We start from the raw sequence: 14255 nt of genomic DNA on the forward strand, positions 1-14255 counted from the left end.
TATCTTGAAAATATTTTAAAATATGTATGTTTCTATAAATAAATATTTGTTATTAGTTAAATAAGGGTTTAGCCATATTCAAATAGCGATTAGAGAGCGATCGCCCTACAGCCCTTCTCCTAATGGAGACGCTACGCGAGCGTTGGCAAAGCGATCGCAGTTTCAACCGACTCTTAATTAGCGATCACTCTCCTACCGACTACAAGCAGAAAAACCTCTGCCGAGAAAATCACGAGCAATTTTGCAACACTTTTTGATTACTGCCCAAAGTTTCATTAATAGCCGTCGTTAATAACTCATTTAAAGGGATTCCTGCTGCTTTCGCCATAGAGGAAATCACACTTTTGGGCGCAAAAGAACAATACAACCCGGCTTCTAAGAACCAAGGTTCTCCCTTTGGGTCGATGCGGAAGTCAAATAAACTGTAGTGACGACAACCCAAAGCCTGATGACACTTCTTAGCTACTTGCTGAACCTTTTGGGTGATCGGGTCGTTAGGGTCTACGATCCAAGACTTCTTATTATCTTTAGCAGCAAAACTCAAGTTGCCATCGTCTGTTTGTTGGAGTTTATCAGCATGGCTGCGGATGGGTTTGGAGTGGGGGTCTAACAGATACTCTTCAAGGGGTAAACCCACTAGTTCCCCGTCTTTGACAATGATACCGCATCTGACTTCTCGACCGAGTTCGATGAATTCTTCTACGATCACCTCCGAAGCATATTCAAATGCTTGCTTCAAAGCAGCGTCATAATCAGTAGCTTCTTTGACTAAGGCCATCCCTAAAGAGTTATCGGAACTTACGGGTTTAACGATCGCTGGAGGTGTAATTGTCGGAACGTCTCCTTGGCGAAGCAGTTCTCCACGAGGCACTTTTACCCCTGCTGCTTCAACAATTGCTTTGGTTCTGGCTTTGTGCGCCGTTATTGCCATGATATCTGGAGTATTGCCGATGTAAGGGATCTTCAGCAAGTCGAATAAAGCGCGGTATTCAGTCATTCCAGGGATACAAAACATTTGTGGTAACATGATGTCAATGTTTTGTGCTGCTAGAAACTGTATGGCATCAGACAGAGTCATCGGTTTGGTGTCAGCAATATCTTCAGGGCTGAGGGAAGCAGGAAATCGCCACTGGCCATCGGGTGTGATGTATGCAATCTGAAAGTCATAGTGCGAGCGCTCTACTGTTGCTGCGAGACAGTCTTGGGCGTAAAGGCGTGACAAATCACAGTAAAAATCATTGTATGCAGACCCAACTAAATGAAGGATACGAAGTACTGGCATGATTTATCTTCCTTATATATTGTTAGAATTTATATAGCGGTTCTCGGTTGAGTGAGGTACAAGAACCCCACCCCCAACCCCCTCCCCGCTTACGAGGAGCTTGCTCTAATGTGCTGAATTCTTCTTCAATTACGAATTACGAATTATTTAATCGCCACCTAATTCCACTAGTTTGCCAATGTTGAAGTCTATTTTTACCCATCCTTTGAGTTGTTGGAGATTCTTCAGCAAAAGTAAGGGAATCTGCCAATGATGCAAAGTCAAAAATGGTATAGGGTCATCAAGACTGTAAATGGCATCAGTGCCTCGCACTAGAGTATTAACCGATGTTTGCAATTGTTTCCAGGAACGGATACCAGTTAGTCGCCAGATTTCGTGATATATGAAGTAAGTGGGCTTGCTACTTGTTAGGGGTTCCAGAGGTGCATCTAGAGGAGTTTTACCAAGATAGGCGTCTGCAACACCGGGGTGATTGTAGAACATTGTAATTGCCGAATGGGTACGGGGATTGCATTCAATGGCGTAAACTGTACCGTCTTCAGCTTGGATAAAGTCGAAAGAAACTTGCCCAGTCAGTGCCAAACTCTTGACGAAATGTTGCACCCATTCACGGATTTGGGGATTTTCGACGTTTTCATAGTTGATTTGAAACGCAGAAGAGTTTGAACAGCAATGTAATCTTAATTCCCCATCCCGCACTGTACTATGTGTGCATAACTCCTTACCAGGAATAAACTCTTGCATAATCCAAGGTTTTTCTGGACTGATGGGTAAACTGTTGACAAAGGCTGCTGTCTCTTCTGGGGTGTCGCAGGGAAGTTTGGTTAAATTTAAACGGCGAACGGAGTCGTAATCAATACTTTTAAGAATATATTTGCGGGTTTCTTGACTAAAATCGAAATTGATAACTTGTTGAGGATCTGTGATTTTAAAAGATTTGGGGACAGATAAACCAAGCGATCGCGCCTGATCGGTAAGGGCAAATTTATCATCCAACATCTTGGTTATATCTGGATCAAAGTGGAAAACTTCGCAGTATTCTGATAATGCAGGCTTTGCTAAAGATTCATAGTAGCTAGATACAGGACTGGATACAGGTACAAAAACGTCAACCTTTTCCTTTTTAACGATTTCTACTAGCGCCTGGATATAGGCTTCTGGATCTGATTGCGGAGCCGGAACTGTATAAAAACGACTCACCGCCTTTGAGAATCTATGACCAGACAACCAGTATTTGTGACCTTCAATCAAAATAACTCTGTGTCCTGCTGCATAAAAGGAGCGGGCAAGTTGCAATGCTTTAGTCATCTTGGCTCCACTCACCAAGATCGTCTGAGGATGAGCAGCTACGACAGCTTTTTTCGTAAACGGCGTAGCCCAATCCACAATGCCCCACAGGAAAGATATCAACACTATCAAAGCATTGAACGGCAAGGCTATTAGTAATAATGTCAGAGTACCGAGAGTCTTGAATAGAGCTACTAGCTTTACCCTAACACCTGTTGATGACGTTGGCGATTGAGACAGAGATAAAGAAATTGATTGTGCCATAAGTCTTTCCTTCGTGTTTATTGTAGAGACGTTGCATTGCAACGTCTCTACAAACTTCATTACACTACGCGTCTAATTAAGGTTATACCATCTCGGATGGGTAACAGAACTTGCTCGACACGAGGATCGGCGGCGACAACACGGTTGAACTGAGCGATCGCTTCACCGTTGGCGGTGCGTTGTTCGGGTGGTAGATAAACTTGTCCTTGCAACAAAGTGTTATCCACACAAATTAACCCGTCGGCAGTCAGTAAGTTACTATCCAAAATGGTCTGGAAGTACTCTACATACTCTTTTTTATCCGCATCAATGAAGATCAGATCGAATACTTCTTTTCTCGCAGCTAGCTTGTGGAGTGTCTCTAGGGCAGGTGCTACTTCTACAACGATTTTGTCGCCGTGGGGAGACTCACTAAAGCAACGAAAAGCAAATTGAGCAACATAAGGATCTACTTCGCAACCTATAAGTTGCCCATCACTTGGTAATGCTTCTGCCATTGCCAAAGCTGAATACCCTGTGAACATTCCTACTTCTAGAATGCGCTTTGCCTTGGTGATATGAACAAACATTTTCAATGTCTGTCCTTCCAGATGTCCTGAAAGCATTTCCTGCTCTAGTTGACGCACTGTTTCGCCATCGCTGAAGCGTTTGCTCCAGTCTTCAATGCTAGTTTTTTGGGCTAATGCTGTTAATGCGCTCGATTCGGGGGTGGTGTAATCATCCAAGTAGGGATCTAAACCCGCCGCTAATTGAACTCCCTGCCGTAAAGAATCTAATATCTCTACGGGAATGTTGTTCTCTTCTGCCAATTTGAGGGTTTGCTGTAGCTGGGCTACTAAGATGCTGTGTGGCGTTATCGGTCTAGCTGTTTCTCGTCCTACAACACTGGTCATATCTTCAGACCCCTACTAGCTTGGCTTCTTGACTTTCAATGTATGCGTCAACCCCTTTTCCGCCACGAGGGTATTTAGCACAAAGACGTTTGTGTTCAGCTAAGGCAGCATCAAGTTCTTCACGAGTCAGATCGTTGGCAAAGAAGCACTCACCAATTGGACGAGGCATGGCTGCGCGTTGTTTGCCATCTCGTGTCAAGCTTATAGATTGGGTAGCATACCAGAGCAAATCCCCATCTAATAGAGGATGATCGAGTGATAAACCGATACGACTCATCAAGTCTAGGATGCGATCGCGCTCTCCTGTGGTGATATAGCCCCGTTGTGCTGCAATGGTTGCAGACAAAGCCATATCTATATTGACCGCATGACCATGATATAGGGGTATCTGAGGTGCTAATTCTAGGGTAGGACTCCAAGTATGACCGTAGGCAATGACGCGATCGAGGTCTAGTTCATGCAAGTTAGGAGTCTCTAACTCCAACATGGTTTTGATTGCTTCGTAGTTGACTTTATGGGCAATCTCTTTAATTTCCGGTGTCGCATTCACGTGTCCAAAGTGAGTGGAAAGCAGTTCTTCGCCATATTCGTATAGCAGTTCAAAGACTTCAGAGTTAGACACTACAGCAATTTTCACCAACTCTGCCATCCCATTGCGAACTTGAGCCGTTGGCAAGGTTTTCAAGAATGAGAAATCCAGGATCACTTTCAGAGGTGCATGATATGCTCCCAAGCGATTTTTTTCCTTACGATGATTAACTGCTACCTTAATCGCTACACCTGCATCAATTAAACCAATCAACGTGGTAGGAATGCGAATGTAGTTGCTCTTGCGACGGTAAGAAGCGCAAGCAAACCCAGCCACATCAGTAATTAGACCACCACCTACGACTAAGACTGGTTCTTTACGAACTAAGCCAAAGTCCGAAAAAGCGTCAATAATTTTTTCAAAAGTTGCCAGGGTTTTAGCTGGCTCTGTAATGATGATCGGAAATACTGTCAGATCAATGTCATAGTGTCTAAAATATGACCTGATCTGCTCGCCATAAAGTTCATGGACATTGGCATCAATTACAGTCAGACAGCGACCAAATTTTGCATAGCTATCTGCGATTTCTCTGTTTTTAATATCAAATGCACCGTTCACATAAACAAGACTAAAATCAATTTTTTCGTAACCTTGCACGTGAAACGCAGCTTCTGTAGCTTCAAATGATGCTTGAACTTTATTCATGTGTGTTGACCTGATTCCAATTACAAAATTGTGAGATTTCGATAATAATTGCGATTTACCCCAATGTATGCCAGCAACCAACTATGCTTTTTACTTTTTAGATAAAAGACAAAACGAAATTAGCTTTCAATAAAAAGCTAGCGCCTATTACTGACTGGCAATGTTTTTAAACAACACCATTCATTTGAGTAAATTCTGTAGATGGGTTAACCTTTAATTCGGCATAACCTCAAACAAGTCAACTAGCCCTATTAGCAATATATTGACATAATACTTGCCTGCTTCTTCTGTAGATTGTTGACTTTAAATTTGGGAAATTCATCTGAATTCAGATTTATTCCACTATATTTAAATATAGTGGCTTTCCAACTGTACGATTCCGCAAAAATTCTAGCCGAGATAACTGATTGTATCGTTGATCTCCAAGCTTCAATTTGAGATTAGAACCCTGATTAATCGTTAGTTCGCTGTTTCTTACCATTAGTCTCAAACCTTATATTACTAAACTCGCTACATTCTATTTGCTTCAGAATAACAGTGGATTTTTAGGAAATTTACCTGAATTTCTATTAACTCCAATATGTTTGTCTCTAGCAACTTTCCGATCGTTATACTTTGCAAGACTCATATCTTAGTAAACTACTCATATTGTTTCTCATTGTCTATCTCTAGGCTGACATTTGATATTACAGGCATGATTAATACTTATCTTGCTGTTTTTTTACATTAGTCTCAAACCATAAAATGGCTAAAAGCAAAGATGACTCACTGCATTCTATTCAGAATATCAGTATAATACTCTTGCATTCAGTAATTTTAATGATCAGTAGTTAGTATACTTACATCAGCAACTCCTGAAAATTCAGAATTTAAATATATCTGAGTTCCTAGTAACAAAAGTTTAACTTTTTTAAGGAATGTTTGTGTGTGTTAAAGGTTTCTAAGTTTGCTTAAATTGCTTTTCTACCCCTAAATTAAGTCTTTTCAGCTTAAACAGCAAATAATTTACTAGTTGCTAACTGAAAAGTACAACACAAATCATAACATTATATTAATACAAATCATAACATCTGTAAATATATTTAAGTCAATCCACCATGCGAAGTGTACTGGATAACCAGGTATCTACAAAAAAATACATCTAAAGATAGATATTTTATACAATAAGATATGTTAAACAGCTATATCTAAGAAACATCTGGTGAATTTAATTATGCGTTGCGTTGCCCGAAATCCTTTACTTTTCTCGGTTCTAGATGCACCTAAATGCAATGTTTCACTTTTGCAGGCAGATTCACGGGTAAAATATCGCGATTTACCGGATGAACTCAACAGTACACTAATTCACATAGATAGCAAAATATTGCCACGATATGCGATCGCAAGTGGCGTAGTCTAAGACATCATGGAACACACGCTGTTTTTATATCATATCTGCGTTAAAAACTGACAACTTTACTGTTGTGCTAGATAGTTATCAAAGGGGAGAATCTGTGAGTGTGGTAGTTGCAAACTGTTCTAAAAAAATATTGAAACAGACTGTAATGAAATGAGAGAATTCCCAAATATAATGCTCTCCGGTTAGTGGTTCTACTAAACCGTATAAATAGAAATTTTCTCGTTTCCACAGACCAATTATCTACACAATAACTCTTAACCCAAACATATTGAGTTATGGATTCTAAAGAGTTGCTCAAGCGTTATGCTTGAGTATTTCTAACAGACAAAATCTATTTAAATTACTTTTTATAAAATCTTAAGATTTCTTTACTTAGTTTAAAAAATCTTGGTATTGACTTCAGAATGTCAGAGTGATCGCTTTGTAAAGGTTAGTTGATATTAGTTGTCAAATTGCTGGTGAAGTTAGAAACTAAAGAAATACAACACACGCAATTATTTTATGACTGCTATTTCTAACCTTGAATTCAAACGACCAATTTGGCAAACCGCGATCGTATTGACCTTGGGCTTTTGGCTCAGTGCTAGTCTAGTTTTAGACTGGGTAATTATGCCTAGCCTTTATCTTTCTGGGATGATGAGTCAAGCTGGTTTTACGACAGCAGGCTATACGATTTTTTGGAACTTTAATCGGATGGAATTATTATCAGCTGCCGTAGTGCTGACTGGCGCACTAGCTTTGAGCAAAACCCGATATCACTTGAGTATTGGTAGTATTGTTTTATCTCTGCTGCTGCTAACTATAGCTGTCCTTGATACCTATTTATTAACTCCGCAGATGTGCGCTATAGGAGTTCAACTCAACCTATTTGAAGCTGCTGCTGCTATTCCATCGACAATGAATTTACTACACAGTAGTTATTGGCTACTCGAAGTAGTTAAGCTGGTAGCTGGTGGTACACTTTTAAGCTGGTGCTGGCGGGAGCAATTTTAAGTAGATGGAGAAAGTATAACGGTGAGAATCTCCACTTCTAAATCTCACGCTAAAGACGCAAAGAAGTTTTTTGCGTCTTTTCGCTACATATATCTTATGTGTTAATGAATGCGATATTTACGACAGGGTACACCTATGCGTACAATTTTGTATTTATATTTGTGATTTTTCAAACTTGGGATTTTTCGGGTAAATTGCTACCATAAAATGATTCAGTTTTTTATAAGTGTAATTCAATAAGCAGACATATAATTATCTTTTACTGTACATTTTCAGCTTTCCCGGACATCTAAACAAATAAATATTTATAACAATTTTCTGGAAGATGATATCAATTAATTTTCATATTTACTTTACTGATTTCTCATGAAGTTTATATATTTCTGCTAACTTTTTTTGAAAATTATAGTAATCTAAGGTTTAGTGAGTATGTTACTTGTTATCTACCATCTAGCTGAAAATAGCTATTTTGCAGGTATATACTACTAATCAAGGATTTCCCTGTAAGTTCTTGAATTTGTCACTCCAATTTGTGCAGGGTGACTATTTGCCCCACACAACATTAGAACCCGTTTCCAGTACTTATGAAGAGATTCCCTTCTGCTGATTTGGTCGCCTGTGCATCTCACCACATACCATCATGGCGGCAAGTATCAGCAAACTCATCCTTGGCCGGAGGTTTGCCATTCTCTTGTGCAAGTGATAATTTTGCCGAATCCCAAGACTAAGAGTTGCTCTACAACCACAAACTTAAGTAAGATATTGAACTTTTGGAATGCTTAGTTTTTAATAATACTTTTTCTCTTGTGAAGTTATCCTCAAGAATAAACTTCTTGAAAAAGTACCCGAAGACTTTCGTAACGGCTATAAAAACATAGTTCGTCAGCACGGAATTAATGCCTATAAGCCTTGACAGAGAGCCATTTACATCTAAATCACAGTAGATTTTGGTCGCTCCAGACTTTAGGATTAGGGGCAAAAAGAATTTTGCGAGAGAACTAAAGTATCTATAATTTTAGGCTGCAAAATACGGATAACAATGATACTTTTGTGACTGATGGGCGAGAGCCAATGGTCTTTGTGTGGCACTTGAGTTACTGTTAGATTGGCTAGATTAGCTAAAGATACAGAAAACCAATCTAATTTTTGAAATACTATATCCTGGCAACTAGTCGGGCAATTTTGCTATTGGTCAGTAGCATAAATTGGTTTAGTTGTAACTCGTGGATTATAGCTTAACAGAGATTGGTGAATTAAGAGTTGGGGGTATGGAATCTCTGTACTAACTCCATTGTTACCGCTATATTTATCTGACAGTGCTTCCAACAAAGTCACGGTGAATTCTGAAAAGGTAATTCACTAATTTTGCCTGCAAATGTTAATTTTATTCCAGAGCTATCCCAATGAAGACACTTCCGATTAGTAGATACAGATTTTTCCAAAAGCTCCAGCCCCTAACTTTGTTGAAAAAAATCACTGGTAAGTCAGTAACTGGTTGTTTACAGGTGTTTAGTACATCAGGCTCTTGGTCAATATATGTAGATGAGGGGAAACTAATTTATGCCTGCTACTCAGAGAAAATGTTTGAGCCGCTTTACAGAAATTTGCAACGCTTGAGTCAGCAAATTTCTACTCTCCCTGACGGAATCAAAGACCAGTTGCGGGCGATATTTGAAACTGGTATTGAAAATCAAGCAATACCGAACCCAGATTATCTGGCTATTTGTTGGTTAGTCAATCAGAAATATATCAGTTCCTCTCAAGCAGCAATGCTGATAGAGCAATTGGCGCTAGAAGTTCTGGAGTCATTTCTGAATTTAGAGGAGGGAAGTTATGAATTTATTCCTGAGAGCTTTCTGGATGATATGCCAAAGTTTTGTCATCTAAATGTTCGTTTATTAGTTGAACGATGTTTAACACCCCAAAATGAAGCGGTTTATCGTCAAATATCGCCAAGTTATCAATCGCATACCTCACAATTTATCCAAATAAATGAGCTACAACCTAAAGCCAAAACTACACCAAAGTTGCCTAAAATAAACGGCTATAAACCAGCAGCCTACTCTATTAATACTAATGAACACAGGGGTCAGCAAATCATTCAACCGCCTGCTGACAGAAAAATCTACACAATCTTGTGTATTGATGACAGTCCTACGGTATTGAATGCTATTAAAAGTTATTTAGATGAGCAAACCTTTTCTGTTATCGGAGTCACTGATTCTTTAAAAGCTTTAATGCAGATTATCCGTATAAAACCCGACATAATTTTGTTGGATATATCAATGCCTAATTTAGATGGATATGAACTCTGCTCTTTGCTGCGTAAACACTCATATTTTAAAAATACACCTGTGATTATGGTGTCAGAAAAAATAGGATTTCTAGATAGAGCTAAAGCTAAGATGGTCAGAGCATCAGGCTATTTAACTAAGCCTTTTAAACAAGGAGATTTACTAAAAGTCATTTTTCAACATATTGTTTAATTTCCTAAGATAGAAAATCACTCTATTTAAACAGCCTATTATTTTAGAGATTTAAGGTTGAATATTATCTGGTTCACTATCATTGTAGTTATAGAAGATTGTCTGAGTGAGTTAAAATTAATTAGTCATATCATGTCTGCATAATTAGTTATGATTCCCACAGTCATTGCACCCCACCCCTTAATCCCCTCCCCGCAAGCGGGGAGGGGAGACAAAGCGTACCTTTGGCGGGGTGGGGTTCTTCGGGTTTGATAAGTAATCAAGCGGACATGATATTATTCTCTTATACAGGCAGATTAATAGCATCTAAATTAGGATAAATTAGGATTGAGACAAGTAATCAAAAGAATCTAAGTGTGTCTGTTTTTAGTTATGATACACAATTTGTTAAGAGTGACAAATAATAATCAGTTAATGTACATCTTTTTTAAAATTGGTATTAGTTACAAGCCCTAATCGAAAAGTCAATGGGGCATTTGACTAATTATTTTTCCTGAAATGTCCAAACTCCTTCATCCCAATCTGATTCTGTTGGGGGTGATTGTAACCAATGCTGACAACGCAACAGATGCAACATAGCAGCTTTGTCTTGGCTGTCTGCTGCCAAAACATTAGCAAACTCAGCTCTGGCACGAGAAAACTGCCGCTTGAGGTAATACTCACGCCCTTTATGATAGTGCTCAATCACTTGCAATTTTTCGCTCTCAATCGGATTGGAACGCAAACCCAGTAATTCGTATATGGCTACTGGTTCGTTTCTACCCTTGACACGAATGTAATCTAGTTCCCTAGCCCAAATATGATCTTGGCAAGGTTTAAAAGTGTTATGGCTAATAATAATATCGCAACCATACTGTTTACTGACACTTTCTAATCGAGAGCCAAGATTAACGCCATCGCCAATGGCGGTAAATTCCATCCGTTTACTAGAGCCAATATTCCCACTAATCACGGTATCAGAATTGATGCCAATGCCGATTTTAATTCTGGGCTTATCATCTGTATGGCGACGTTGATTAAATTCGTGTAGGCGATCGCGCATTTCTAAGGATGTTTGTACTGCCATCCAAGCGTGTTCTTCTAATGGTAGAGGAGAACCAAATACAGCCATGATGGCATCGCCGATATATTTGTCAAGGGTGCCTTTATGTTTAAAGACTGCCTCCACCATTGATTCAAAATATTCATTGAGCATACTCACCACTTCTTCTGCTTCCAAGTTTTCTGTCAAAGTGGTGTAGCCGCGAATATCGGAAAATAAAATCGAAACTTCCTTGCGATCGCCTCCGAGTTTAGCGTCATCTAATTTCAGCAATTCTTCGGCTAATTCCTGGGTCATGTAGCGGTACATCGTACTCTTGAGCCGCTTTTCATCACTGATGTCTTCCATCACCACCAGCGCCCCCCGGACTTGCTCTTGGTCGCTAGCATCAGCAATTGTGTTAATCGATAAATTAATACTATGCTGTTCTGTACCAGTGCTTACAAGTGTGCGATCGGGGTAATATTGCTGGCGACCTTTTAAGTCAACTGCATGTAAAGCATCTTGATACCACTTGCTAAAGTCGCCTTCTTTGATGCCAATGACATCATTAACTAATTTACCTTCTAAGCGGTCATCTACTCCCAGTCCTAGTAAACGTTGGGCGCTTTCATTGGCGGCGATAATTAACCCAGTTTTATCAGTGGAAACCACTCCATTAGAAAGACTACGCAGAATATCCCGTTGCATTTGTTCTTGTTGCTTGACTGTGGCAAACAACTGGGCATTTTGCAGCGCTACTCCCGCTTGAATATTAAAAGCTTCCATGAACTCTTCATCGTTGCGGTCAAAGCTAGCTTGGAAGCAGTCGGGAGCTTTCGGCCAATCAGCTGGATTATAAGGGGGAAAATCACCAGATTTCTTTTTATTTACGAGTTGGGTAACGCCAATCAGTTGTTGATCGGCATTAAATACTGGCATACAAAGCAAGCTACAGGTGCGATAGCCATTTTGCTGGTCTAGTTTTTGGGCTGTCTCTGAGTCAGGATCGTAGTACAAATCAAAGCCAATATTCAACTTCTTGCCAGAAGCCGCTACTATCCCAGCAAAGCCTTTACCTACAGGGACTCGTAACTCTTTCGTTGAACCATCATCTTGAGTAATTTTCGTCCATAATTCATGGCGATCGCGGTCTATTAACCATAGTGTACTGCGATCGGCATTCATCAGTTCCTTGGCTTCATCCATCACCCGCTTCAGGGTGTCTTCTAAGTCAAGACTGCTTTGCGAGAGGGACTTGATTGCCTTCATCAGCGCCGCCACTGCTCTTTGTTTTTGGGTGGCTACATAAAAAGAGCGCGAGGATTCTAAAATCAGACAAATCGAAGGGGCAAATTCTTGAAATAATTGTTCGTCAGCACGGCTAAAACCTATGGTATCAATGCGCTCTGCAAGTGGAGCATCATGATTATTTTTAGATTTTAATTTATTCAGTAATTGCACTACTGCAACTAATTGCCCATGTTCATTTAAGAGTGGCAAAGCTAACATAGTGTAGGTACGATAGCCAGTTCTCTTTTCTTGTTCTTGGGCAAAATGCGATCGCGGATCGTTATAAAAATCAAAGGGAATATTAATAACTTCTTTAAAAGTGGCAACTTCACCACCAATACCTTTATTAGCGGGGATGCGAATTTCTAAGGAACGACCGCCCTCACCCTCAGCTAGAATTGACCAAAGTTCTTGTTTTTCTTCATCCAATAAAAATATCGTCGTCCGGTCTGCCCCCAGTAATTCCCCGGTTTTCAAGGTAATCGAATGCAACATTTCTTGCAGAATAGTTTCAAACCCATGAGAATCAAGCATTGATAGGGTTTGATGAACAATCTGTAATTTTTGCTCGACATCCTTAACGACCTGTTTAAAAGTATCCTGAGTCAAGGGAGCAAGAAACGTAGAAAAAGTTCCTTGTCTTGTGGCAAGAGCACCCACAGGAGCAGAATTTGCTGGTAATTCGAGGTTTTCTTGGTTGTGAACACCAATAATCAAATCGGTGGTCTCCCCACAACTTCCTTGATACGCTGACATAACTGGTATTTTATCTAACAGGATGAGGTTTTAGATTTAACAATGAGATTAAATTTATGTAAGTGGTGTTAAAAGCAACAATTGCTCGACATTATCCATAGTTTAATCGCTTGTTTAGCTAGCGTCATCCTGTGAATAAACGCTCAAGTTGATTACCAACAAGCATGGCTTGACCAAAACCCCTTCCCACTGGTGAATACAGATGATAAATAGAGGGTTAGACCCCTCATGTAAACGAGAAAACAATGTTTTTCGCAGGTGAGAGATTGTTAGTGTTGCCTTAATACGGTTCGGATAAGGTTTTTTGATCACACGCCCTAGATCGTAAAGACCCGATAAATCGCCATCTCTTGCCTTAAGCGAACCGTATTGAGTGTTGCCTCGTAATATTTTCCAGGGACAGACTAATGAGCATTGCTGTATCCGTAAGATATAGTCAGTCGATTTATCTGAAAATGGCTGGAATTTATAAGTAATTATACGTAAATCTCTCTAGCTCAACTGCGATCACTTCCTGTCGCAGATATGTCAGCGGAAAAAAGTGCTGAGTAAAAAATATTAGCCCCTGCTGACTACGAGTTCTATTAATCTGTTGTGATGCCTGTGACAGACTACTAGCTCATAAATATTTATTTTTATACAGATAGAGTTAATTAAAAATATTAAGCACAATATTATCTCAGCCAAAAATAAATATAAAATCAGATTCAATCTTTGAGTTTAACCCATTATTTACATGGGATGGAACATTCACCTTATTGTTGGAAATCCACAGGATTATTTTAATGAAAAAATTAAAGACTCAAGTATTTTTAGGCTTGACAGGTGCATTTTTGGCAGTTGGATATTCTAGTTTGCTGGCTACAGAAATTCCTATACAGAGGACATCAAACCTCAGAAAGGATTTATTAGCGCAATTAGAAACCAATCCAAATGTCAATGAGTATCTGGAGAAAAATAAACCAGAAAGTTATAAGGTTCTGAAAAGGCAGTTAGATGCAGCGATTGAGGATGCAAAAAGACCGAGTGAAGATAAAGTAGTAAAAAATCTTTGGTCATTGTCAAAAACTAATACTCAAATAAAGTGGAGAGAAAATAAGGGCAAAGTTGAATATCTGATGGCGAGTTGGAAATATGTTAAAAACCCAGATGAGGATTGGAAAATAGGTACAAAAAAAAGTATAGAAGCACGGACTTGGTTAACAGCCGTTCCTCAAGTTAAAGAATTTTGTCAAAATTGTAAGGGGATCGGCATAAATATTCCCGGTAATATCATGCTTTCTCTGAGGTTAGGGACTTGCGAAAAAATAAAGTACCAGCCATTCGAGAATATTTAGGAAGCGCGGA

General features: G+C 39.5%; 9 protein-coding genes. 4 read left to right on the forward strand and 5 right to left on the reverse strand.

Annotation, left to right across the window (positions count from 1 at the left end; genetic code table 11):
* Positions 1-229: 229 nt before the first annotated feature.
* The 4 genes from HWQ40_RS04215 to HWQ40_RS04230 all read right to left on the reverse strand — a co-directional run bounded on the left by HWQ40_RS04215 (position 230) and on the right by HWQ40_RS04230 (position 4960).
* Positions 230-1282: a D-alanine--D-alanine ligase gene (locus tag HWQ40_RS04215; RefSeq protein WP_292775144.1), complete on the reverse strand. Its 1053-nt coding sequence runs from the start codon at positions 1280-1282 to the stop codon at positions 230-232.
* 147 nt (positions 1283-1429) lie between these two features.
* Positions 1430-2833, reverse strand: coding sequence for an ATP-grasp domain-containing protein (locus HWQ40_RS04220; protein ID WP_292775145.1), 1404 nt, complete (start codon positions 2831-2833; stop codon positions 1430-1432).
* Between the two features lie 59 nt (positions 2834-2892).
* On the reverse strand, positions 2893-3726 hold the full coding sequence (locus HWQ40_RS04225; RefSeq protein WP_292775146.1) for a class I SAM-dependent methyltransferase: 834 nt from the start codon (positions 3724-3726) through the stop codon (positions 2893-2895).
* A 4-nt stretch (positions 3727-3730) separates the two neighbouring features.
* Positions 3731-4960 (reverse strand): sedoheptulose 7-phosphate cyclase, encoded by a 1230-nt coding sequence (locus HWQ40_RS04230; RefSeq protein WP_292775147.1) that lies wholly within the window; start codon positions 4958-4960, stop codon positions 3731-3733.
* 1201 nt (positions 4961-6161) lie between these two features.
* On the opposite strand from HWQ40_RS04230, the gene HWQ40_RS04235 reads away from it, so the two are divergent.
* From HWQ40_RS04235 to HWQ40_RS04245, 3 genes are all read left to right on the forward strand, one after another.
* Entirely contained in the window at positions 6162-6359 is a 198-nt protein-coding gene (locus HWQ40_RS04235; RefSeq protein WP_292775148.1) for a hypothetical protein, read from the forward strand.
* Positions 6360-6860: 501 nt separating this feature from the next.
* Positions 6861-7352: a hypothetical protein gene (locus HWQ40_RS04240; RefSeq protein ID WP_292775149.1), complete on the forward strand. Its 492-nt coding sequence runs from the start codon at positions 6861-6863 to the stop codon at positions 7350-7352.
* A 1403-nt stretch (positions 7353-8755) separates the two neighbouring features.
* The gene (locus tag HWQ40_RS04245; RefSeq protein ID WP_292775150.1) at positions 8756-9838 is read left to right on the forward strand and encodes a response regulator; all 1083 of its coding nucleotides are present in this window, start codon (positions 8756-8758) and stop codon (positions 9836-9838) included.
* A 484-nt stretch (positions 9839-10322) separates the two neighbouring features.
* On the opposite strand, the gene HWQ40_RS04250 is transcribed toward HWQ40_RS04245, so the two are convergent.
* The gene (locus tag HWQ40_RS04250; protein ID WP_292775151.1) at positions 10323-12908 is read right to left on the reverse strand and encodes an adenylate/guanylate cyclase domain-containing protein; all 2586 of its coding nucleotides are present in this window, start codon (positions 12906-12908) and stop codon (positions 10323-10325) included.
* A gap of 785 nt (positions 12909-13693) precedes the next feature.
* Here HWQ40_RS04250 and HWQ40_RS04255 point away from each other — a divergent pair.
* Entirely contained in the window at positions 13694-14245 is a 552-nt protein-coding gene (locus tag HWQ40_RS04255; protein WP_292775152.1) for a hypothetical protein, read from the forward strand.
* The last annotated feature ends 10 nt before the right edge of the window (positions 14246-14255 follow it).

It is taken from the genome of Nostoc sp. NMS9 (assembly GCF_017114995.1).
GTDB lineage: Bacteria > Cyanobacteriota > Cyanobacteriia > Cyanobacteriales > Nostocaceae > Nostoc.

What these genes read in the sequence shown, in the direction of transcription:
- HWQ40_RS04215 (WP_292775144.1), bottom strand. Translation starts at nt 1,282, where the DNA reads ATGCCAGTACTTCGTATCCTTCATTTAGTTGGGTCTGCATACAATGAT.
- HWQ40_RS04220 (WP_292775145.1), bottom strand. Translation starts at nt 2,833, where the DNA reads ATGGCACAATCAATTTCTTTATCTCTGTCTCAATCGCCAACGTCATCA.
- HWQ40_RS04225 (WP_292775146.1), bottom strand. Translation starts at nt 3,726, where the DNA reads ATGACCAGTGTTGTAGGACGAGAAACAGCTAGACCGATAACGCCACAC.
- HWQ40_RS04230 (WP_292775147.1), bottom strand. Translation starts at nt 4,960, where the DNA reads ATGAATAAAGTTCAAGCATCATTTGAAGCTACAGAAGCTGCGTTTCAC.
- HWQ40_RS04240 (WP_292775149.1), top strand. Translation starts at nt 6,861, where the DNA reads ATGACTGCTATTTCTAACCTTGAATTCAAACGACCAATTTGGCAAACC.
- HWQ40_RS04245 (WP_292775150.1), top strand. Translation starts at nt 8,756, where the DNA reads ATGAAGACACTTCCGATTAGTAGATACAGATTTTTCCAAAAGCTCCAG.
- HWQ40_RS04250 (WP_292775151.1), bottom strand. Translation starts at nt 12,908, where the DNA reads ATGTCAGCGTATCAAGGAAGTTGTGGGGAGACCACCGATTTGATTATT.
- HWQ40_RS04255 (WP_292775152.1), top strand. Translation starts at nt 13,694, where the DNA reads ATGAAAAAATTAAAGACTCAAGTATTTTTAGGCTTGACAGGTGCATTT.